Source organism: Streptosporangium sp. NPDC002544 (assembly GCF_040295965.1).
In the GTDB taxonomy this organism is placed as follows: Bacteria; Actinomycetota; Actinomycetes; order Streptosporangiales; family Streptosporangiaceae; genus Streptosporangium.
Genome location: NZ_JBEOWJ010000001.1, coordinates 364,687 through 386,171 on the forward strand (window position 1 = coordinate 364,687; position 21,485 = coordinate 386,171).

At 69.3% G+C, this 21,485-nt stretch carries 23 protein-coding genes; 9 read left to right on the forward strand and 14 right to left on the reverse strand.

Features of this window, described 5'->3' with window-relative positions; all coding sequences use genetic code 11:
* Window positions 1–61: 61 nt before the first annotated feature.
* From ABT061_RS01695 to ABT061_RS01705, 3 genes are read right to left on the reverse strand one after another with little or no spacing between them, the layout of a single operon-like run.
* Entirely contained in the window at window positions 62–832 is a 771-nt protein-coding gene (locus ABT061_RS01695) for a hypothetical protein (RefSeq protein WP_350911526.1), read from the reverse strand.
* Window positions 829–1,197, reverse strand: a complete 369-nt coding sequence (locus tag ABT061_RS01700; RefSeq protein WP_350911528.1) for a PadR family transcriptional regulator — start codon at window positions 1,195–1,197, stop codon at window positions 829–831. Before ABT061_RS01700 ends, ABT061_RS01695 begins: the two co-directional genes overlap by 4 nt.
* Window positions 1,198–1,211: 14 nt before the next feature.
* Window positions 1,212–1,931 (reverse strand): CPBP family intramembrane glutamic endopeptidase, encoded by a 720-nt coding sequence (locus ABT061_RS01705; protein ID WP_350911530.1) that lies wholly within the window; start codon window positions 1,929–1,931, stop codon window positions 1,212–1,214.
* A gap of 511 nt (window positions 1,932–2,442) precedes the next feature.
* Here ABT061_RS01705 and ABT061_RS01710 point away from each other — a divergent pair.
* From ABT061_RS01710 to ABT061_RS01720, 3 genes are all read left to right on the forward strand, one after another.
* Window positions 2,443–3,297, forward strand: coding sequence for an LLM class flavin-dependent oxidoreductase (locus tag ABT061_RS01710; protein ID WP_350911532.1), 855 nt, complete (start codon window positions 2,443–2,445; stop codon window positions 3,295–3,297).
* 140 nt (window positions 3,298–3,437) lie between these two features.
* Window positions 3,438–5,858 (forward strand): FdhF/YdeP family oxidoreductase, encoded by a 2,421-nt coding sequence (locus tag ABT061_RS01715; RefSeq protein ID WP_350911534.1) that lies wholly within the window; start codon window positions 3,438–3,440, stop codon window positions 5,856–5,858.
* Between the two features lie 122 nt (window positions 5,859–5,980).
* Window positions 5,981–6,973, forward strand: coding sequence for a DUF5937 family protein (locus ABT061_RS01720; protein ID WP_350911536.1), 993 nt, complete (start codon window positions 5,981–5,983; stop codon window positions 6,971–6,973).
* A gap of 4 nt (window positions 6,974–6,977) precedes the next feature.
* Here the strand turns inward: ABT061_RS01720 and ABT061_RS01725 are convergent, their stop codons facing one another.
* The gene (locus ABT061_RS01725) at window positions 6,978–7,370 is read right to left on the reverse strand and encodes a RidA family protein (RefSeq protein ID WP_350911538.1); all 393 of its coding nucleotides are present in this window, start codon (window positions 7,368–7,370) and stop codon (window positions 6,978–6,980) included.
* A gap of 260 nt (window positions 7,371–7,630) precedes the next feature.
* Here ABT061_RS01725 and ABT061_RS01730 point away from each other — a divergent pair, with 260 nt between their 5' ends.
* The 6 genes from ABT061_RS01730 (at window position 7,631) to ABT061_RS01755 (ending at window position 11,545) form a co-directional block, all read left to right on the forward strand.
* Window positions 7,631–8,083: a hypothetical protein gene (locus ABT061_RS01730; RefSeq protein WP_350911540.1), complete on the forward strand. Its 453-nt coding sequence runs from the start codon at window positions 7,631–7,633 to the stop codon at window positions 8,081–8,083.
* A gap of 216 nt (window positions 8,084–8,299) precedes the next feature.
* Complete coding sequence (locus ABT061_RS01735) at window positions 8,300–8,683, forward strand: DUF1801 domain-containing protein (RefSeq protein WP_350911542.1); 384 nt, start codon at window positions 8,300–8,302, stop codon at window positions 8,681–8,683.
* 4 nt (window positions 8,684–8,687) lie between these two features.
* Window positions 8,688–9,458 (forward strand): RibD family protein, encoded by a 771-nt coding sequence (locus tag ABT061_RS01740; protein WP_350911544.1) that lies wholly within the window; start codon window positions 8,688–8,690, stop codon window positions 9,456–9,458.
* A gap of 112 nt (window positions 9,459–9,570) precedes the next feature.
* On the forward strand, window positions 9,571–9,786 hold the full coding sequence (locus tag ABT061_RS01745; RefSeq protein ID WP_350911545.1) for an ATP-binding protein: 216 nt from the start codon (window positions 9,571–9,573) through the stop codon (window positions 9,784–9,786).
* Between the two features lie 101 nt (window positions 9,787–9,887).
* Window positions 9,888–10,424, forward strand: coding sequence for an RNA polymerase sigma factor (locus tag ABT061_RS01750; protein WP_350911547.1), 537 nt, complete (start codon window positions 9,888–9,890; stop codon window positions 10,422–10,424).
* On the forward strand, window positions 10,424–11,545 hold the full coding sequence (locus ABT061_RS01755; RefSeq protein ID WP_350911549.1) for a hypothetical protein: 1,122 nt from the start codon (window positions 10,424–10,426) through the stop codon (window positions 11,543–11,545). Before ABT061_RS01750 ends, ABT061_RS01755 begins: the two co-directional genes overlap by 1 nt.
* An 87-nt stretch (window positions 11,546–11,632) precedes the next feature.
* Here ABT061_RS01755 and ABT061_RS01760 read toward each other — a convergent pair whose 3' ends face one another.
* The 10 genes from ABT061_RS01760 to ABT061_RS01805 form a co-directional block, all read right to left on the reverse strand.
* Window positions 11,633–12,499, reverse strand: a complete 867-nt coding sequence (locus ABT061_RS01760) for an SRPBCC family protein (protein ID WP_350911551.1) — start codon at window positions 12,497–12,499, stop codon at window positions 11,633–11,635.
* 297 nt (window positions 12,500–12,796) lie between these two features.
* Window positions 12,797–13,678, reverse strand: coding sequence for an FAD binding domain-containing protein (locus ABT061_RS01765; protein WP_350911553.1), 882 nt, complete (start codon window positions 13,676–13,678; stop codon window positions 12,797–12,799).
* The gene (locus ABT061_RS01770; protein WP_350911555.1) at window positions 13,675–16,065 is read right to left on the reverse strand and encodes a xanthine dehydrogenase family protein molybdopterin-binding subunit; all 2,391 of its coding nucleotides are present in this window, start codon (window positions 16,063–16,065) and stop codon (window positions 13,675–13,677) included. The genes ABT061_RS01765 and ABT061_RS01770 overlap by 4 nt, the downstream gene beginning before the upstream one ends.
* Window positions 16,062–16,562, reverse strand: coding sequence for a (2Fe-2S)-binding protein (locus ABT061_RS01775; RefSeq protein WP_350911557.1), 501 nt, complete (start codon window positions 16,560–16,562; stop codon window positions 16,062–16,064). The genes ABT061_RS01770 and ABT061_RS01775 overlap by 4 nt, the downstream gene beginning before the upstream one ends.
* 93 nt (window positions 16,563–16,655) lie before the next feature.
* Complete coding sequence (locus ABT061_RS01780) at window positions 16,656–17,078, reverse strand: nuclear transport factor 2 family protein (RefSeq protein ID WP_350911559.1); 423 nt, start codon at window positions 17,076–17,078, stop codon at window positions 16,656–16,658.
* 152 nt (window positions 17,079–17,230) lie between these two features.
* Window positions 17,231–18,142 (reverse strand): pyridoxamine 5'-phosphate oxidase family protein, encoded by a 912-nt coding sequence (locus tag ABT061_RS01785; RefSeq protein ID WP_350911561.1) that lies wholly within the window; start codon window positions 18,140–18,142, stop codon window positions 17,231–17,233.
* Between the two features lie 6 nt (window positions 18,143–18,148).
* On the reverse strand, window positions 18,149–18,592 hold the full coding sequence (locus tag ABT061_RS01790; RefSeq protein ID WP_350911562.1) for a VOC family protein: 444 nt from the start codon (window positions 18,590–18,592) through the stop codon (window positions 18,149–18,151).
* A 298-nt stretch (window positions 18,593–18,890) separates the two neighbouring features.
* Window positions 18,891–19,466, reverse strand: coding sequence for a CGNR zinc finger domain-containing protein (locus tag ABT061_RS01795; RefSeq protein ID WP_350911564.1), 576 nt, complete (start codon window positions 19,464–19,466; stop codon window positions 18,891–18,893).
* Between the two features lie 60 nt (window positions 19,467–19,526).
* Window positions 19,527–19,745, reverse strand: a complete 219-nt coding sequence (locus tag ABT061_RS01800) for a hypothetical protein (protein WP_350911566.1) — start codon at window positions 19,743–19,745, stop codon at window positions 19,527–19,529.
* On the reverse strand, window positions 19,735–21,378 hold the full coding sequence (locus tag ABT061_RS01805) for a PspC domain-containing protein (RefSeq protein ID WP_350911568.1): 1,644 nt from the start codon (window positions 21,376–21,378) through the stop codon (window positions 19,735–19,737). The genes ABT061_RS01800 and ABT061_RS01805 overlap by 11 nt, the downstream gene beginning before the upstream one ends.
* Window positions 21,379–21,485 lie beyond the last annotated feature (107 nt).

A 21,485-nucleotide genomic window follows, 5' to 3' on the forward strand; every position in this document is an offset into this window, starting at 1 on the left:
AGGGGCGATCTCCCGTTTCCACGGCATCCCTGCGGATCGGGCGCCGTGCCCGATCAGGTGCTCAGCGATTCCTGTCGTGTCGTCGAGCGACCAGCCACAGCGCGGCCATCACGGCCAGCGCGGCCACGGCCATTCCGGTGAGCGCACCCAGGATGGTGTCGAGGCTCTCGTCGATGGGGTCGAACTCTACTCCGACGACCTGAAGCATCAGCACCAGGGCCCCCGCCGCCAGTGCCGTCGTCGCCAGCAGGCCGGCGATGAAAGCGTGGTACTTCGGACTGAGGAAGATGCTGCGCCCCGGGGGGCGCGGCGGCGCGGTCAGCTCCGCGGCGGGCCCCAGGCTGGCGGCCTTGGGCCGCTTGAAGTACTCGAAGCACACCCACCTGCCGCACGGCTCCCAGCCGTCGGGGGCGAGCAGGTCGAGCACGCTCTGGCGGCGGCCGGGCGAGACCAGCTCTCTGCGGTACTCCCACTGCTGGGGGTGCTCGGGGTCTCGGGCGCTGACGAACAGGCCCTTCGCATCGACCCCGTCGACCTCCCAGCCCTGGGCGCCGTACTCGTTGAGCATGCTGACGTCGTGGAACAGATCGGCGGTCCAGCGCCAGGTACGGGCATCCGCGGCGGGCGGGGGCGAGGTGACGGCCAGCTCGCGGGCCAGCTCGGCCACCGGGCCGAACTCCTCCTCGGGGTCGCCGCTGCCGCTCTCGGCGAGGTAGCCGGCGAGGTCGTCCAGCATGGCCCTGACCCGGTCGGTGGGCATGCCCGCCTCGGCCAGAACCACGGCGAGCTCGTCGAAGTAGTCACCTGCGGTCTCGTTGACGTAGTCGTTCATCGAACTCTCCCTTCGGGTGAACTCGTGGGCTCAATGTGGCCCTTGGCCAGTACGGTGCGTACCGATTCGTTGAAGTTCAGCCAGAGCCCGCCCTGCTCGGCGAGTGTTCGCCTGCCCTGTTCGGTGAGCCGGTAGTAGCGGCGGCCGGGCCCGCGCTCGGTCACCCGGAACTCGGCGGTGACCAGCCCCGCCTCCTCCAGCCGGTTGAGCACCGGGTAGAGCGTGCCGCCCTTGATCTGACCGAGACCGGCCTCGGCGAGGTCTTTGGCGATCTCGTAGCCGTAGTTCTCGCCGGCCGTCAGGCTGGCGAGAACCAGCAGGTCGAGTACGCCCTTGAGCCAGCTCGCACGTCGGTCGCTCGTCATGGTAGCGATCCTATCTAGCCTGCGTGCCCGACTAGCTCACGTCGCGGCTGCGGGGTGAACACCAGGCCGCGAAGGTCGATCAGCGCGTGCAACAGGATCGGCATGAGCAGGCTGCCGGTCCTCAGGTAGAGCAAGGTCAGGCCGAAGCCGACCAGGGTGACCGCGAGCATGCCGCGCCAGCCCTGGTAGAGGTGGCCGGCGACGAACACCGCCAGCGCGCCGAAGGCCGCGACCTCCGTGCTCAGGCCGAGCGCGCCCGTGCCGACCGCGATGAGCAGGCCTCGGTAGACGATCTCCTCGGTGATGCCGGCGGTCACCGACAGGCCCGCGGCGTACCAGCGCTCGGCCGTGGTGCGCGGCAGCAGGTGGTTGAAGGCCTGCTGGCCGGGGATGGGCTTGCCCTTGGCGGCCAGCCGCCTGAAGACGAGCACGCCGGCCGTGGCGGCGACCAGGAAGCCGACGATCGTGCCGAGGGTGTCGTCCAGCGGCTCCGTGATCACCAGGCCGATGTCCGCGGCGTCGAGGTTCGGCTCCACGGCGACGATGAGCAGCGCCACGGCGGCCAGCGTCCACAGCTCGGCGCTCCAGAGCGTGAACATCCGGCGGTAGGCCATGGGGTCCTGGTCACGAGTGCGGGCCAGCCTGTCGTAGGTGTGCTTGCCGAGCAGGGGGCTGGCGACGGCCAGGTAGCCGACGAGGACGACTGCCAGGACAAGCGTCAAGGGGGATGACAAGGGGGACCTCCAAAGGTGCTCTGCTACCTAGACCGTAGAGCAAGATAGTTAGATATACAACCTAGGTTGCGGTGAAGGGATGCAAGGGGGCGGACTCGGCGAGGGCACCCCGCTCTTCGGGACCGCGGTGGGCAGGATCGACCTGAGACTGCTGTCCGGTAAGGACCGGATCACTTTCTGCCGGGGTGAGCGTCCCCGCTGTGGCGGGCTCTGGGGCGCCGCCCTCACCGCGGCGCGGTCCAGGTGGCGGTCATGTCCGCCGCGACGTCGCGCAGGACGTCAGGCTGCGCGTCCGTGCGGACCTCGCCGGTGGCGCCCAGGGAGTCGACCACGAACGTCGACCGATCCCTGTCCGGGTGACACGCATCGCCATACGACTGTTCGTGCGTGCGCGCACGCTTTACGCATATAACCATCTGACCAGGTCTTTTATCGAACAGTGAGTCTGTACGGTGGGTGATTGTCCGGAATCAAGGGATCACACAACGCTGGTCCTGGAGGGGGCGATCCCATGAAAATAGGTTTCGGCCTGCCGGTAAGCGACCCCGTGTGCCTGCTCAGCTGGGCCCGGCGCGCCGACGTCGGCCCCTTTTCGACCCTCGGTCTGCTCGACCGCATCGTGTACGACAACCCGGAAGCGATGGTCACTCTGGCGGCCATCGCGGGGGCCACCTCACGGATCCGCGTGCAGACCGAAGTGCTGATCCCGCCCTTGCGCGCGACCGCCCTGCTCGCCAAGCAGACCGCGACCCTGGATCGGATTTCCGGTGGTCGCTTCACCCTCGGTGTGGGGATCGGGGCACGCGAGGACGACTACCGGGCCGTGGACGTCCAGGTCCGTGGCCGGGGGAGCCACCTGGATGAGCAGATGGCAGCTCTCCGGCGCGTCTGGGAGGGCGAGCCGTACGCCCAGGGCATCGGACCGATCGGCCCCGCCCCGGCCCGCCGGGGCGGACCTGAAGTGCTGTTCGGAGGCTTCGTTCCCGCCACCGTCGAGCGCATCGCTCGCTGGGGCGACGGATTCCTCGGTGCTCATCTCACGCCGGAACAGATGGGGCAGTTCTACCGAGCCGTCGAGGCATCGTGGCAGGCCGCCGGGCGTGCCGGTCGTCCTCGGCTGGTGGCCCAGTCCAACGCCGCCCTCGGCCCCGAATCAGTCGTGGACGAGGCGAAACGTGCCCTCGGTGACTATTACCGCTTCATGGGGGACGGCGCGAAGGAGGTGGTCGACGAGATGCTCACCACACCGGAAGCGATCAGGCAGGCCGTCACCGCGTACGGCGAGATCGGCGCCGACGAGGTCATGCTCTACTGCTGGTCCTCCGACGTGGACCAGATCGACCGTGTCGCCGACACCGTCACCTGACGGGGTCCTTGGCGGTCCAAGCTTGGGGAAGGCCGGGGGGTTGTTTGGGGCTGAGGTGGGGGCGGGGGCGGTAGACCGGGAATATCGCGGCATGTGCACGCATGTCGGGCTCGACTGCGCCACCCCGGGGGGGACCACTCATGGCCGACGACATTCTTGCCTCAGGAGAGAACTTCGGACAGGGGATGCCGGGGGTTCCGGCGCGGGGGCGCGGACCCAACACCGGCGCGCCCTTCTCCAGGCGTGACTACCGGCACCCGGCGGCGGGCTGGGGCGCGGCGCTCAGCGTCGGGAAGGTGCTGGCCAAGACGCGGGAGCCGGTCGAGGGGACGCGGGCGATCTTCCGGATGAACCACGAGAACCACGGTTTCGACTGCCCGGGATGCGCGTGGCCGGACAACAGGAAGGGCCTGCGCCTGGACATCTGCGAGAACGGCATCAAGCACGTCACCTGGGAGATGACCTCCAAGCGCGTCGGGCGCCGGTTCTTCGACGAGCACACCGTCACCGAGCTGTCCGGCTGGAGCGACTTCGCGCTGGAGGACCAGGGCAGGCTGACCGAGCCGATGGTCTACGACCCGGACTCCGACAAGTACCGGCCGATCTCCTGGCCGGACGCGTTCGAGCTGGTCGGCTCGACGCTCAGGAAGCTGAGCAGCCCGGACCAGGCGTCGTTCTACACCTCCGGGCGGCTGAGCAACGAGGCCACGTTCCTCTACCAGCTCTGGGTCCGCGAGTTCGGCACCAACAACCTGCCGGACTGCTCGAACATGTGCCACGAGGCCAGTGGCCGGGCGCTGAAGGCCGCCCTGGGCACCGGCAAGGGCACCGTCGACCTGGACGACTGGGGCAAGGCCGACGCGATCTTCCTTCTCGCCTCCAACGCGGCCTCCAACGCGCCGCGCATGCTGACCGCGCTGGTCGAGGCGTACCAGCGCGGCGCCCAGATCGTGCACATCAACCCGCTGATCGAGGCGGCGGCCGGAAAGACGATCGTGCCCCACGACCTCCTCTCGATGGGCACCTTCCACGCCACCAGGACCGGCACGCTCAACGTGCAACCGAGGATCGGCGGCGACCTGGCGCTGCTGCGCGGGGTCGCGAAGGCCGTGTTCGAGGAGGCGAAGATCGACCCGAAGGCCATCGACCACGAGTTCATCGACAACCACACACACGGCTTCGAGGACTACCGGCGGGCATGCGCCGAGGCCGGCTGGCCGCAACTGGAGCGCCAGTCGGGCGTGGCCGAGGCGAGGATCCGCGAGCTCGCCGACGTCTACCTGCGTTCCAGGCGCACCATCATCAGCTGGTGTCTGGGCATCACCCAGCAGGAACACGGCGTCGACACCGTGCGAGAGATCGCCAACCTGTTGCTGCTCCGGGGCAACGTGGGCCGTGAGGGCGCGGGTCCGTGCCCCATTCGCGGGCACAGCAACGTCCAGGGCAACCGCACCTGCGGGGTCGACTCCCATCCGAGCGAGCGGCTGCTCTCCCGGCTGGCCGAGGTGTGCGGCATCGACCCGCCGCGGGCCTGGGGCCTGGACACCGTCGGCACCATCGAGGCGATGCGCCGCGGCGACGTCAAGGTGTTCGTGAGCATGGGCGGCAACTTCGCGCTGGCCACGCCCGACACCCCGCACACCTTCCAGGCGCTGCGCAACTGCGAGCTGACCGTGCAGGTCAGCACCAAGCTCAACCGCAGCCACCTGGTGCACGGCGAGAAGGCGCTGATCCTGCCCTGCCTCGGCCGTACCGAGAAGGACTGGCAGCGCCGCAGGCTGCAGGGGGTCACGGTCGAGGACTCGATGAGCATGGTGCACCTGTCGATCGGCATGCGGAACCCGGCCTCCCGGCAACTGCTCTCCGAACCGGCGATCATCGCCGGGATGGCGCGGGCGACCCTGCCGGACAGCGCCACGCCCTGGCAGGAGTACGTCGACGACTACGACCGCATCCGCGACACCATGGCCCGGGTCCTCGACGGGTTCGAGGACTTCAACCGACGGGTCCGGATGCCGCTGGGCTTCCGGATCCGCCAGCCGGCCCGCGAGCGGGTCTTCCTCACCGAGTCCGGGCGAGCGGAGTTCTCCACCGCCCCGGTTCCGAACGTCATACCGGAGGCAGGACGCCTGACGCTGGGCACGGTGCGCTCCCACGACCAGTGGAACACCACCGTCTACTCCGACGACGACCGCTACCGGGGCGTCGAGAACCTGCGCACCCTGGTGCTGATGAACCGCGACGACATGCGGGACCGGGGCCTGGCCGAGGCCGACCTCGTCGACATCACCAGCATCGCCAAGGACGGCAGCAGGCGCAGCGTCTACGGCTACCGGGCCTTCGGCTACGACATCCCGCGCGGCAGCGCGATCGGCTACATGCCCGAGCTGAACGTGCTCTGCGCGCTCACTGACTTCAGCCCGCAGAGCGGGCAGCCACTGGCCAAGCACCTCACCGTCGAGATCACCCCGATGGCGGGACGCGCGGCGGGCGAGGACCGGCGCGAGGCCGAACGCCCGATCGGCCACGGTGTGGGCGGGTCGCGGAAACCTCGCGGGTAAGGGTTCTAGGGAAGTGCCGCACCTCCCGGCAGGGAAATGCTCGACACGGTCGTCTGGATCGTCCGACCAAGCCAGATAGCTGAATATCCATGTAGGAAGAGGACGTCGCTAGCCTTGGGCGTATGCCGCGCCTGGTGTTCTCCGACTCGGATCTGGGCCGTGTCCGATTCGCCATCCTGCCCTTTCAGGAAACGCTGAAGGCGGCGCGTGGTCTCGGACTGCCGAAACCGCCGCCCGGCCTGGCCGCGTGGCGTCATGCCAGTCGTGCGGCGTTGCCTGCGGTGGCTCGGCCGGTGGTGACACTGTGCTCGGCGCACACCCGGCATCTGCCGGACTTTCTGACGCCGCAGCCTTCTGCTGACTCGATGTCGTTCGAGGATGAACTCCACGCGGCGCTTGACGACCCATCCGTGCCGGTGCAACAGGACACTGCCGCGTTCGCCGGCATGCTGGAGACCGTTCCGGTGGTCGTCGACACGCTACTGCACCATCCCGACCGCGGTCGGCGAACGTTAAGGCACGCTTTCACGGCGTTCCACCAAGCGGTGCTGGCCACCGATTGGCCACGGCTGCACGTCCAGTTGGCGGCGGATGTGGCCTATCGTGCACGGCTCGCGGCACGGCACGGTGTGGATGCCATGCTCGCCACTTTGTGCCCTCCGCATGTGCGTTGGAAGTATCCGTATCTGGGATTCGACGGGCCGGGCGCGCCCGATTTCGCTCTCGGCGGCCGCGGGCTGGTTTTGGTGCCGAGCATGTTCCTGACCGATGGTGTGCACCGGCAGCTCAACGACCGGCAGCAGCCGATGCTCTTCTATCCGGCGCGCACGGCCGGGGCGTTCTGGCGTGACAACGGTGGGCGCAACTGGCCGGATGGGCGTTTGGCCGGGGCGATCGGTGAGCGCCGGGCGGCGGTGTTGCGGGCTCTTGCCGATCGCTCCGGCTGCGGCACCACGGACCTTGCCGCGGTGTTGGGCGTCACGCCGGCAACCGCCTCGACACATGTGGCGAATCTGCGACGTGCCGGGCTGGTCGTCACCACCCGGATGGCACGAACGGCTCGGCACGAGCTGACTCCGCTGGGCCGGCACCTGCTGGACACGCACATCGGGTAATCGGTCACTCGACGGCGATCGCCTCAATTTCCAGCAGCCATTCTTCGGAATAGATGTCGGTGATGATGATGGTAAGAGCAGGACGGTGGTCTCCGAGAATCTCTTGGCGGATGCGGCCGTTGGCTTCCCGGTACATGCGGTCGGAGAGGTACGTCGTGACCTTGGCGAGGTTTCGTACGCCCATGCCGGCCTCGGCCAGTACGGCGAGGACGTTGTGCCACGTCAAGCGGCACTGGGAGTCGAAGTCTTCGGGAACCGCGCCCTGCCTGGCCCAGGGGACCTGGCCGCTGACGAACACGGTGCGGCGGGCATCGGCCACCAAGGTGCCATGCGTGTAGTTGCCCGTCGCGTCCGGGAGCGTCGCGGGGTCGATGGGTTGTGCCAGGGAGATTTCCATGGCGGCGACGATAGGTACGCGGCCACCCGGGTCGCAAACACTTCGAGGATTCATCGAATCGTTCGGGGGGGGGGCTCCCAGGTGACTCGTAAGCATCCACGCCCAAAAGACGATCACACCCCGCGACCATCCAGCGCCGGAATACGCAGGGCGTGAATGCTTACTCCCGGTGCTGGTGATTCTCCCGGTATGGGGTGAGCATCCGCGCTGGCGGATGACTTTTAGAGCCGTACGGTTTTCGCAGCCCCCAGGCGGAAGATGTGGGCCAAATCAAGCCAGGAAAGTATGAACTCATGAGAAATGCCGCGGCGAAAAAAATGAAGTCGCTGCTTCGTGACGCCCTACTGGTAGTCGAGCAGGATCTGGATGACGAAATAAAAAACTCGCATACATTTAAGATCGTAACGGGCTTCGGTGGAACTAAATTCGTTGGCCTGGGTGACGGAAGGTATTGGGGTGGGGGAACGAATCTTTGGGCGGCCGACAAGAGTGAGGCCGTTTTAGTTGTCGCTGAAGGGCTACAAGAATGCTTGATGGAGGTCCTTTGGGTGCTCTGGCCCGAGTGCCCTGAACATCCTTTTGGACTTCACCTGCGGGCCGATGCCGAAGGTCGTGCAGTGTGGTTATGCAAGAGCGAAGGCGCGCACATCGTTGCTCCGGTAGGCCAGTTGAAAACTGTAAAACAAGAGGATGGATCCAATGGCGATAATTAAGCAAAGCTCTTCGCTGAGGTGATCTCGGCGACTTTCATTTCAGGTAGCCGTGTTCGAAATGGGTGAGAACGAGCGCGGCTTTGACGATGTCGCCGATTCTGCTGGGGCCGGCGGTGATGCACTGGAGGGTGCGCCGGCGTTGTGTGAGCAGCTACGGATGTTGCCCACTGCTGTGGGTGAGGCAGGACTGTCGGTGGCGGGTGCGAAGATGAGCGCATGGTTACGGCAGTGGGTGGTCAGGGGCCGGGCGTTCAGAGTTGGCTGGACGGTTTTGATACGCGTGTCCGTGGCCAGGTGGAGGAGCTCTCCGAGCTGGTTCAGGGGGCCGACCCCGGGCTGGAACAGTCGATCAAATGGGGGCGGCTGACCTTCACCGTCGCAGGAAACTGGCATCACTGGCTGTGCGGCATCGCGGTGACAAAGAAGGGCGTGAAGCTGGTCTTTCACAAGGGGGCGTTGCTGGAGGACCCGCAGCAGATCCTGCTCGGTTTCGGACGCTATCTCCGGGAGGTGCCGTCCGAGGCTGCGATGCGGCATGCCGGGGCGGTCGTCGGCATCGTGCGCAGTTCGATCGCGCATCAGACCGACATGCTGGACTGACCGTATGGATGTGTCGGGGGGAAGACGTCCGCGTGTCATCGCGCACAACTCCAGTTCGGTGGACGGGCGGATCACGCTATCGCCGGGTGTGCTACTGATGATCGACGAGCGCTGGCCGGTCTTCACCGGTTCGGGATACGCCGACGTCAAGCGACGCCATCATCCGCAGGCCATCCTCGAAGGCAGCGGATCGTTCGTCACCGATGACCATGTCGTTGAGGAGCTGCCGCCACCGACGGAGCCGACGGATGCACTGCAGCGGCACTACCTGCCGGACCACATCACGGCCCTGGCCACGAGCGGCTGGCTGGTCGTGCCGGACAGCCGCGGTCGGGTCCGCTGGACCTACAAGCAGTTTCCAGGGCCGAGCTGGGCGGGGTGGCACCTCCTTGTGCTGGTGGCGGCGGCCACGCCTGCGGCGTACCTGTCGTTCCTGCGGCGCGAGGGCATCCCCTATCTGTTGGTCGGCGATCAACGCGTCGATCTGTCGGTAGCGCTGGAGGAGCTTCGGGACCGGCTCGGGGTCCGGACCGTGGTCTCCAACGGTGGGGGGCGTTTGAACGGTGCGCTGCTGCGTGCTGGGCTGCTGGACGAGATCGAGATCGAAGTGGTTCCGATCGCCGTCGGCGGAACGACGACTCCAGCCCTGTTCACCGCCGCTGATCTGACACCGGATACTTCTGCGACGTCGTTACGCCTGCTGGCGGTCGAGCGACGGTCTCGCGACCGGGTGCTCTTGCGTTACGAGGTGATCAATGGCGACCCTGATCTGTGAGTTCAGCCCTCCCACTCACGCCCGGGTCGCTTCTACCGCATTGCGGTGGCATTCCACATAGCGGCTGCCGACGTCCGGGCCGACGTCGAATCGAGCGACCGCGACCGTCGAGGTGGTCGACTCCGGCGCGGCGACGTTCCCCGAGCCACGCGAACCGGATCCGGAGAGCTTCGGCGGGCGTGGCCTGTGGCTGGTCAATCAGTGCTCGGCCAAGTGGGGAGTACGCGAGATCGACGGCGGCTGCCGCGCGGTGTGGGTACTGCTGCCCTCCGCAGGCGGCCAGCAGTACGTCCGGCATCCGGCGGGGCAACACGCGATCTTCCGGTGAGAGTGCGAGAAGGGCGGCGGGCAGGTGAGAAACAAGGGAAGGGTGGGGTGGTCGCCGGGCAAGAAGGGGTGTCCTGTCCTTCCGGCAAGGGAGTCCCTTGCATGATCGTTGTTTCTGAGGTGGCCTCGCTGGTCGACCGGGAGCGGTTCGCCGCCGTCTTCGACGCCCACTACGAGGAGATCCGCCGCTACATCGGGCGGCGGCTCGACCTCGATGTCGCCGAGGACCTGGCCGCCGAGACCTTCCTGGTCGCCTTCCACCGGCGTGGCCGGTTCGACGCGGCCAGGGGCGGGGTCCGGCCCTGGCTGTACGGCATCGCCACCAACCTGATCGGCCGCCATCGCCGGGCGGAGATCCGCCGCTATCGGGCGCTGGCCAGGACCGGACCGCCTCCCGACGACGACGGCCATGATCAGCGGGTCGCCGAGCGGGTCACGGCGGGGGTGACGGTCAGCCGGTTGTCAGGGGCGCTGGCCCGGCTGTCCAAGGGTGAGCGGGATGTGGTGCTGCTCATCGCGTACGGCGGGCTGACCTACGAGGAGGTCGCCGAGGCGCTCGGGGTCGCCTACGGCACGGTGGCCTCCCGGCTCAGCCGGGCCAGGACCAGGCTGCGCGACACGCTGGGAACGGAGATCTGATGAAGGAGTTCAAGCTCATCGACGAGGTGATGCCGGATGCGCCGCTCGCCGATCCCGCGAGGACGGCGGAGATCAGAGCCAGGGTGCTGAACGGCGGCCGGCGGCCCCGGCGGAGGTCCACGGCACGCTTCGGAGTGCGGCTCGGGTGGGTGATCACGGCGGTGGCCACGGCGGCGGTCGTCGTGACGGTGACGGTGTTGCCACGGCTGGGGGCGACCACCGTCTCTCCGGCCGTGGGTCCGAGGGCGGATCTGGAGGTCGCGGCGGACCTGATGGCTGGGCGGACCGAACCCGAGAGCGGTCGTTACTGGCGGACGGTGACGGAGGTCACCAGTCGCCTGAAGATCGACAAGAGCTACTTCGTGGATGAACGTGACCGCCGGACCGCGTGGCTGAGCAGCACTGACCTGCCCAAGGTCGCAGAGCGTCGGCTCATCGGCGTAAAACCGGTGACATCGGCTGATCTGGCCAAATGGAAGCGCGCGGGTTCGCGGGAGCTCTGCGAGGGCGGTGCGGACTGTGCGGGCGGCTTCCTGCGGCCGGGTCAGACGGAGTATGTGCCGTCTTCGGGGCAGAAGGCGAAATACCTCCGCAACGGCCTGCTCGGGGCCGACCTGAACATGCTGGAGTTCATGAGGCTGCCGGACGATCCGGTGGCGCTCAGGTCGGAGCTGCTCGGCTCATGGCCCGCCTTCCTGGCCAGAACGACACGAGCGGGGGGGAAACCGGTCATGACCAGGGATGAATGGCTCTGGGCGGTGGGCACCGGCATCCTGGACGAGGCGCCGATCTCCCCGGCCGTGCGGGCCGCGCTCTATCGCATGCTGGCGGATGTTCCCGGTGCCCGCGTCCTCGGTGACGGGCGGACGGTGACGGTGGCCAGGGCGTTCCAGAACGGTTTCATCGACAGTCACGTGGTGATCGACCGGGCCACGGGAGAACTGTCGGCCATCCGGAGCGTGCTGCTGAAGCCGGATCCGCAGCAGAAGGGCTCGCTGACCGACTTCAGGGGGCTGCCGCAGAAGTCGGTCATATTCGAGGTCGTGTTCCTGGCGATGGGCTGGACCGACGAGGCCCCCGTGCTCCCCGAAGGCTGCGAGCGGCGGAGGTGTGTCCGTTAGCGGCTTGCCGCCACGTTCTCACCGGAGGTCGTTCGACGGGAGGGTGAGGGTGACGTGCGCTTCCCGTCGAACGATCAAACCGGATACTCAGCGGCGGCGCAGGGCGCGGCTGACCAGCCAGGCGATCAGGATGAGGCCTGCCAGGGCGGCGACCAGTGGGGCGATGCGTTTGAGCAGCGGCAGGCCCGCCACCTCCAGAAGGTTCATGGCCTCCTCGTCGGGGCTGAGCGAGGTGCGTGAGGTGCCCGCCGGATGGCTCTGGCGGGACCCGGACTTCTCGTCGACGACGAGGCCGGGCGGTGTCGGCACCGCGCTGAGATGCCGCCCGGACGCGCCCGCTCCTGCCCCGCTCAGCTCCTCCCAGCCTGCCTGGGTCGCGGGGCCGGGGCCCGAGGCCGCCGAGACCACCGGAACCTCGTCGTCCGGGCCGGGCTGGGAGGGAGCACTCCAGCCGCCCACGCCCGGCGTCTCGGAAGGTGTCTCGGCGGCGGTTTCCACGCCGGGGCTCTCGCCCAGCAGCAGGGATAGGTTGGCCGCGAACCTGTCGATCAGCTTCTCGCCGACCTCGGACATCACCCCCCGGCCGAACTGGGCCGGGCGGCCGGTCACGTTGAAGGAGGTGTCGACGGTGACCCTGGTGTGCCGCCCCTCGGGGTGCAGGCGCGCGACGACCGTGGCACCGGCGGTGCCCGAGCCCCTGGCCTCCTTGCCGGCGGCCTTGATGGTCATGGAGTGGGTGTCTGAGTCCACCTTCTCGAAGGAGGCCCGGCCCCGGTAGGTCACCGTGATCGGCCCGACCTTGACCTTCATCCTGCCGGTGAAGGAGTCTTCTTCGACCTGTTCCACGGTGGCACCGGGCAGGCAGGGGCCGATCCGCTCGACGTCGAGTAGCACCGGCCACGCCTGCTCGACCGGCACGGGAACCGTGAACTCGTGCTCGAACCGCATCGCCATCGATCCGCTCCTTGTCGGTCGGTCGCTGTTGCGACATTACGACTACACGGGGGCGTATTACCAGTATGCCGCCACGGGGCCGGTTGACCGCCACACGTCGGTACGTGTCGGTCGGCGTCCGTTCCTCCCTGCCCCTCCGGATGGGGATGATGCCTCCGCCCTCCCGCGAGGCGCTCTCGGGCTCCCGGGTGAGGGGGGCTCATCTGCCGCCCTCCCCGCCGTTCATGGCGAGGACACTCGCAGGCCCGCCGTGACGGGGTGAGAACCCGCCTGGTTCTCACCCCGTCACGGCGGGACTCAGCCGCTCGCGGCCCGGACCGCCCTGCGGGTCAGCACCCGGGCCAGATGGCGGCGGTAGTCGGGTCTGGCGTGCAGGTCCGCGGGGGGCGAGGTGCCGTCGTCGGCCTCGGCGCACGCCTCCCCGACGGGGTCGGCGCCGGTGGAGCCCACGGGCGCGAGGTCCACCCCGCGCAGCGCCGTCTCCACCGCACTCGCCCGCACCGGGGTGGGACCCATGTTGGTCAGCGCGATCCTGGCCTCCTCGACGGCCCCGCCACTCCGCCGTACGGCCGCCGCGACGCCGACGATCGCCCACGCCTGCGCCGTCCGGTGGAACTTCTCGTAGTGGAAACCCCACCCGGGGCCGAGTACCGGCACCCGGGCGCCGATCAGCACCTCATCGGGTTCGAGCGCGGGCTCCAGGTAGTCGACGAAGAAGTCCGCGGCGGGGATCTCCCGCTCACCGTCGACGGAGCGGGCGACGAAGACGCAGTCGAGCGCCAGGGCCACGGCCGGCAGGTCCCCCGCCGGATCGGCGTGGGCCATGGAACCGCCGAACGTGCCACGGTGCCGTACCGCGGGGTCGGCCACCGTGGCCGTGGCCAGCGCGAGCAGCGGGACGCGCTCCCTGATCACCCCGGAGCGCAGCACCTCGTCGTGGGTGGTGAGCGCGCCGATGAACACGTGGTCGCCACGGTCGGAGATGCCGCGCAGGCCGGGCAGGCGCCCGAGGTCCACCAGCGCCGACGGGTAGGCCAGCCGCAGCCGTAGCAGCGGTAGCAGCGACTGGCCGCCGGCCAGCACCTTGACGTCGTCGCCGGAGGCCGCGGCCGCACCGAGCACCTGGCACGCCTCCTCCACCGAGGAGGGCCTGACGTAGTCGAACGACGCGGGGATCATCGGTCTCCTCCCTCGGCGGCCGCCTCGGTGACGATCCGCCAGATCCGCTCCGGGGTGCAGGGCATCCGCACGTCGTTCACCCCGTACGGGCGCAGCGCGTCGACGATCGCGTTGACCACGGCGGGGGTGGAGGCGATGGTCCCGGCCTCGCCGACACCCTTGACGCCCAGCGGGTTGGTCGTCGCCGGGGTCTCGGTGCGGTCGGTGACGAAATCGGGCAGGTCGGCCGCCGAAGGGATGAGGTAGTCGGCCATCGTGGTGGTGAGCAGGTTGCCCTCGGTGTCGTAGACCGCCTCCTCGAACAGTGCCTGGGCGATGCCCTGGGCGATGCCGCCGTGCACCTGGCCCTCGACGATCAGCGGGTTCACCACCGAGCCCACGTCGTCGACCGCCACGTAGGTCCGGATCTTCGAGGCGCCGGTCTCGGTGTCCACCTCGATCGCGCACAGGTGGGTGCCGTGCGGGAAGGAGAAGTTGTCCGGGTCGAAGGTCGCGTCGGCGTCCAGCGCGGGTTCGAAGCCGTCGGGCAGGTCGTGCGCGGCGAAGGTGGCCAGCGCCAGTTCCTGGATGGTCCTGCCCGCCTCGGTGCCCCGGACCTTGAACGTGCCGTCGGCGAACTCGATGTCGTCGGCGGAGGCCTCAAGCAGGTGCGCGGTGAGCTGTTTGGCGCGGTCCTTCACCTTCTCGCAGGCGGCCAGCACGGCGACGCCGCCCACCACCAGGGAGCGGGAGCCGTAGGTGTCCATGCCCCTGTGCGAGACGGACGTGTCGCCGTGCAGCACGGAGACGTCCTCGAACGGCACGCCCAGCGCGTCGGCGACGATCTGGCTCCAGGCCGTCTCGTGTCCCTGGCCGTGCGGCGAGGAGCCGGTGACGACCTCGACCTTGCCGGTGGGCAGCATCCTGACCGAGGCGTGCTCCCAGCCGCCCGCGCCGTAGCTGAGGCTGCCGAGCACCCGCGAGGGCGCCAGCCCGCACATCTCGGTGAACGTCGAGACGCCGATGCCGAGCTGGACCGGGTCGCGCCGGTCGCGCCGGTCCGCCTGCTCGGCCCTGAGCTTGTCGTAGCCGAGCAGGGCCAGGGCCCGCTCGGTCGCCGCCTCGTAGTTGCCCGAGTCGTAGGTCAGCCCGCAGATCGTGGTGTACGGGAACTCCGCGTGGGTGATCCAGTTGCGGCGCCGCAGCTCGACGGGGTCCATGCCCAGCTCGTGGGCGAGCTCGTCCATGGCGCGTTCGATCGCGAACGTCGCCTCGGGGCGGCCCGCGCCCCGGTAGGCGTCGGTCGGCATCTTGGTGGTGAAGACGCCGGTGCACTTGAAGTCGTAGGCGTCCATCTTGTAGATGCCGTTGTACATGAACGCGCCGAGCAGCGGCACGCCCGGCGTGACCAGCATCAGGTAGGCGCCCATGTCGGCGAGCAGGTCCACCTTGACGCCCCGCACCCGCCCGTCCCGGTCGGCGGCGACGGAGATCCGCTGGAGCTGGTCGCGGCCGTGGTGCACCGTCAGGTTGCCCTCGGAGCGGGACTCGGTCCACTTCACCGGCCTGCCCAGCCTGCGGGTCAGCAGCAGCGCGAGCACCTCCTCGGCGGTGACCTGGAGCTTGGAACCGAAGCCGCCGCCCACGTCGGGGGCGACCACCCGCAGCTTGTGCTCGGGGATGCCCGTCGTCAGCGCGAGCATGACGCGCAGGATGTGCGGGATCTGGGTGGACGAGTAGAGTGTGAAGGTGTCGCCGTCGGTGGTGGCCACGACCGCGCGAGGCTCCATGGCGGTCGGGATGAGCCGCTGCTGCACGTAGGTGCGCTCGATCACCACGGGGGCGTCGCGGAACGCCTCCTCGATGTCGCCCCCGGCGAACTTCCAGGTGAACGCCTGGTTCCCGGCCTCGTGGACCTTGGGGCTCCCCTCGGCGAGCGCCTCGGTCATGTCGAGCACCGCTTCCAGCGGCTCGTAGTCGATCTCGATCGCCTCCAGGGCGTCGGCCGCCCGGTAGCGGTCGGTGGCGACCACGCAGGCCACCGCCTCGCCGACGTAGCGGACCTCGTCCACCGCCATGGGCGGGTGGTCGGGGATGACGATGTCCTCGCTGACCGGCCAGGCGCAGGGCAGGCTGCCCTGCTCGCCGGCGAAGTCGCGCCCGCTGTAGACGGCGACCACGCCCGGCTGGCCGCTCGCGGCCGAGGTGTCGACGCGGGTGATCCTGGCGTGGGCCATCGGGCTGCGCAGGAAGGCCACGTACATCATGCCGGGGAGCTGGATGTTGTCGGTCCAGGTGGTCCTGCCGGTGACCAGCCGGGCGTCCTCCTTGCGCCTGCGCGCCCTGCCGACCTCGTGGGCGGCGGACGGGTCGTTCGGCCGGTCGCTCTCGATGAGCTGCTCGGTCATGGCGCCGCCACCTCCTGCCCGGACGTGCTCCGCCGGGACATCTCCGCCGCGCCGCGCCGCACCGCCCTGACGATGTTGCAGTACCCCGTGCAGCGGCACAGGTTGCCCTCCAACCCCTCGCGGACCGTCTCCTCCGACGGGTCGGGGTCGTCCCTGAGCAGGTCGATCGCCGCCATGATCATGCCGGGGGTGCAGTACCCGCACTGCAGGGCGTGCTCTTCGTGAAAGGCCTGCTGCATGGGATGCCACTCGCCTCCCTGGGCCAGGCCCTCAACCGTGACGACGTCGCTCCCGTCGGCCTGCACGGCGAGCACGGAACAACTCTTCGCGCTCCTGCCGTCGAGCATCACGGTGCAGGCGCCGCAGTTGCCGGTGTCGCAGCCGATGGGCGTGCCGGTCTTGCCCAGCCGATCTCGTAGCAGATGGACGAGGAGAAGGCGCGGCTCGACCTCCTCCTCGTATGCGATTCCATCGACGTTGACGGTGATTCGGGGCATACGTCCTCCAAAAGCAACCACAGGGGTATAGGAGAAGTGAGAACCGATAAATGAGAACTTACGCCCCAGTTCTCCCCGGTCAACCCTTTGGTCTCAGGCCAACGGAAGTTCCTCGGGTTCGCGGTCGCCGAGAATACGGCGGTCCGTTTCGTCGATTCTGAGGTCGTTGATGCTCGCCTCGCGGCGCCGCATCAGCCCGTCGTCGGCGAACTCCCACAGCTCGTTTCCGTAGCTGCGCCACCACTGGCCGCCCGCGTCGTGCCACTCGTACTGGAACCGCACGGCGATGCGGTTGCCACCGAACGTCCACAGCTCCTTGCGGAGCCGGTAGTCCTGCTCCCTGGCCCACTTGCGGCTCAGGAACTCCCTGATCTCCGCGCGCCCGGTGAGGAACTCGTCCCGGTTGCGCCAGCGGGAGTCGGGCGTGTAGGCGAGCGAGACCCGCTCGGGGTCGCGCGTGTTCCACGCGTCCTCGGCGGCCTGGACCTTGGCCCTGGCCGTCTCCTCGGTGAACATCACACTTCCTCCATGGGTTCCGCGGCCTCCTCGACCGCGTCGATCAGTGGGTCGTCGGGTCCGGCGAGGTACGTCAACCGATCATCGTCCAGGTCGGACGGCGCGGGCGTGACGAACACGCCGCCCGGTCCACGATGATCCCGATGACCCCGTCAAGGGTTTCCCCGCGCCCCGTTCGCGGCGCGGGCGGCGTGCGCCGGCGGGTTGTGGCGGGAGTACTCCCCGAGCCGCCAGCGGAGCGGGCTGGCTCCCCGGACCCGGACGATCCGGTCCACCTCGAACCCGACCAGCCGCTGTGCCCCCGGGACGTCGCCCGGCTCCCAGTCGACGCGGGCCCGCCCGGTCAGGTGCAGCGCGTCGCCGTTCTCCCAGTCGAGGAAGAGCAGGCCGCAGTGTTCGTCCAGTTCCAGGTTGCCGAGCGTCATGTACATCAGGTTGCCGGCGTAGTCCGGCCAGACCAGCCGTCGCTCGTCCAGCACCCGGACGAACCCCGGGTTGCCGCCCCGGTGCGACAGATCCGCACCCAGGCCGGGGGCCGAGGTGGCGACGAAGAACGTGTCGGCGCCCTCGATCCACGCCCGGTCGCCGTCGCCGAACACCGTCGCCGAGGAGGAGCCGGTGGCCGGCCCGGTGACCTCCGCGACGATGTCCCGCGTCTGGATGTACTTGGGACAGTTGGCGTACGCCTGCTCGGTGTGGACGACCAGTCGCCCGCCGTCCCGCCGGACCGTGCCGTTGACCCGCATCCTGCGCCTGGTCAGGGGCTCGATCGCGAGCATCCCGATCTCGCCCTCGTCCAGTCCGGCCAGCGGATCGTGCTCACCCGGCAGCGTGTCGATCACCACGGTCCGTTCGTCCGCGGCCCTGGCGAACCCCTCGGGCCCGGTCAGGACCGTCGCCCACGGGAGCCCGTCCCGCCCCGCGGCTCCGATCAGCAGCATCCGCTGCCGCCCCAGGAACTCGGCCGCCACCGCCGGGATCTCCGGCCGGGTCCTGGCCGAGCCCAGTGCCACCGCGCGGACCCCGGTCCTGCGCTGTACCGCGATTTCTCCCCCGTGCTCCATGGTCGTCTAGAAGAAGCCGCAGGTGGGGGCGCCGGTGGTCGGCGCGGGGCGCTCGTCGGCGCCGCTGGGCGCGAAGATCTCCAGCCGGATGCCGTCCGGGTCCTCGAAGAACACGCCCCCCGAGGACGCCCCCTCGCCGTGCGGGACCACGCCGTCGTGGTGGAGCGTGGCCCCGAGTCCCCGGATCACGGTCTCGGCTTGGCGGACCGCCTCGATGTCCGGCACCTGGAAGGACAGGTGGTGCAGGCCCGGCAGCCCGGTGGCGAAGCTGCCCTCGCTCTGCTGCCAGAGGGTGAGCACCAGCTTCCCGTCGAGACCGAGGAAGGCGTAGCGCCGGTCCGGCTGGTCCGACTCGCCGAAGATCTCGAAGCCGAAGACCTTCAGGTAGAAGTCCTTGGACCTGTCGAGGTCGGAGACGTTGAGGCCGACGTGGTCGGTCTGGAAGGTCATTTGATCTCTCCTCCACGTTTTCTAACGGCTCGATCCGTTAGCTCTACTGCCCGCAATCTAACGCAAAATCGGCATTTGTCACGTTAGAAAAATATGGCGTAAATCACTCTTGGTGGGCTGGGGGTAGGCCCGGATGAGGAGAGCCCGCCGAATGGACGCGCGACAGGTGGGAGCGGGTAACCACTGGAGGCGACGTCACCTTGGTGCGCGGTCAGGAAAGCGCGACGTTGCCAGGCGTACGGGCAGACGTCACCGGATGCGGCGACATGAGAGGTGGGCGGCCTGGCGCCGGGGTGGGTCAGCCGTTCCGGCGCTGGCGGTAATGGCGGGCGGCTCGGGCCCGGTTGCCGCAGCCGAGCGAGCACCACTCCTGCCGGGCGTGCTCCTTGATGAAATAGAGCACGCAGCGGGGGGCGGGGCAGACGCGGATCTGCTCGCGCCGGGGGCCGGCCAGCAGCTCGATCGCCGACGTCGCGAGGGTGGCCCGGATCCGTTCGGACTCCGTGACCTCGACGCCCGGAACCGTCCGCGCCCGGGGCGCCTCGCCGGCGGGCCACTCCAGCCGCGGGGCCGAAGGCATGGCCAGTGCCGTGGCGTTGACCAGGTCGAGCGACTCGGCGAAGTCCGGGAGCCGGTGCGCGTCCGCGTCGCTCGCGGCGCCCGGCGCCACGGCCCTGGCGAAGAGCGCCCGTACGGCCTGCCGCAGCTCGACCACTTCGCTCCGCAGTTCCTCAGAGGCGGTGAAATCCGGGGCGATCCCCAGCTCGGCGGCGTGCGCCCGGCCCCACGCGGTCATGCCCTGCACGTCGGAGAGCAGGTCCGTCAGACCGGTCCGCGTCGCGCGAACGGTGCTGACGAACTCCAGGGCTGACATGCTCCGAGCCTAATGCCCGATATGACCTGTTGCTCTGACGTCCGGGCGGCCCCGATCTCCCTAGCTCCGGGTGACCTTGGCCAGGATGGCGACCAGGCCCGCCAAGCCCAGGCCGCTCACCAGGACCGTGAGCATGACCAGCGGCTGGACGGCCGGTCTGCTGATGAAGACGACTCCGATCGCGATGAACAGCATGCCGCTGAGCAGGGCCATCCAGTCGGTGCGGTGTACGCGCCGGGACACGGGCCGCTGTTCGGGCCGGTCGTGCTCAGGCAGCACGGCGCACCTCCACATCCCCGATGCCGACCTTGACGTTCAGCACGATGGTCGCCACGTCGCCCTTGGGGGTCACCTCGGGCTCCAGGATCCTGTCATGCCGGATGTCGGCACCCCCCTCCACCGTGTGGTCGATCTTGACGTCGCCGAACTTGGTATGGCCCTGCACCTCGATCCTGGCCGTCGCCGGCAGGATCACGCTGATCGCGCCAGCCGAGACCGAGACGTCCACGACGGTCCGCGAACCCGGCGGCAGGGCCACCTCGCTCAGGTCCAGCACCCCGTCGCCCACCCCCACCGAGTAGCTGCGGGCCATCTCGGACAGGGTGGTGGGCTGCCAGTGATAGCTGCCGAACTTCTTCGGCATGCCGCCCAGCATGGGCCCCGCGACCAGGGCGATCGACAGGATGGTGCCGGTCGCGACCAACCCGGCTCCCCGGCCGAACCAGGCGGCGGCCAGCAGGCCGGCGCCGATGACGACAAGCGCCGCGCCGCCCGCGACCGTCATGTTGACCGGTCCTGAAGCGGACTGGATCGCCACGATGATCCCTCCAACGATCATGGCCAGGAAGATGGTGACGCCCCCGACGAACGATCTGGGCCGCCGCGGCCTGGGCGGCGCTGTCACCGTCGCGCCGTACCCGGACGGCATGTAAGGGGCGTAGGGGGAGTACGGTTGCTGCCGCTTCCGGGGGTCCAGCGGCTGGTAGGGGCCGTACGGCGAGAAAGGCGCACCGGAGGAGTCGAACGACGGCCTGGCGGGGCGGTACGGCTCCGGTGGGATGTCTCCGCGGGGTGGGGCGGGACGGGGAGGTGCACCCGGGGCAGGCCCGGCGAAGGTCTCGGCGACGGGGTCGGGGGCGGGGGGCGTGTCCGGGGCGGGCTCGGTGCGGGTCTCCGAGACGGGGGCCGGGGACGGCCGCTCCGCCGTGGACCACGGTCCCCCCGTCTCGACCCTCGTCTCAGCTCCCGAGGCGGGCGCGTACCGCTCCGTGACCGTCTCGCCGCCCGGGCGGGCGGCGTACGCCACGGGGCCCGAGGCCGGCGGCGCGGCGGTGCGGGCGGCCGGATCCTGCTCCCCGACGGGACGCCGGCCGTCGGCGCCACCCGGCCCGTGGGCGAACGGGTTCGGCCACTGATCGGCCGGGTACGGCGCCCGGCGCCCGCGCAGCCGGTCGGGCAGTGACCTGGCGGTGGCCAGCAGGTCCACCCCGCGGGAGTGGGCGGTGAGCAGGGCGATGGCGAACACCGTGCCGACCACGACCGTGGCGGTGCCGACGCCGTCCGAGGAGATGTTGACGATGAGCCCGAGGGCGAACAGGCCGGCCAGCAGGGTCAGGACCGTCTCGCTGTCGAAGTCGCGCCGGCTCCACTGCTCCACGTAGCCGGGGCCGCCGTTGGCCTCACGCATCAGCAGGAACGCCGCGATGTAGAGCATGATGCCGATCCCCGAGCCGAGCACCAGCACCGCGAAACCCACTCGCAACAGCACTGGATCGACCCCGGCGTACCGCCCCAGGCCCGCGCAGACGCCGGTCAGCATGCGGCCCTCGTCGCTGCGCCGCAGACCGCGATCCTCGGTGGGGAAGCCGGGCCGCGAGCCGGACGTGGCGCTCGCCGGATCGGTATCGTTCATGTACTTATCGTGGCCTTTCCTCGGCCCGTGCCGCATCCGGGACACCCCTGAGTCGTCCCGGAGGGGAAACGCCTCTCTCAGGGTCGCTTCAGGGGAACGCCTGATGC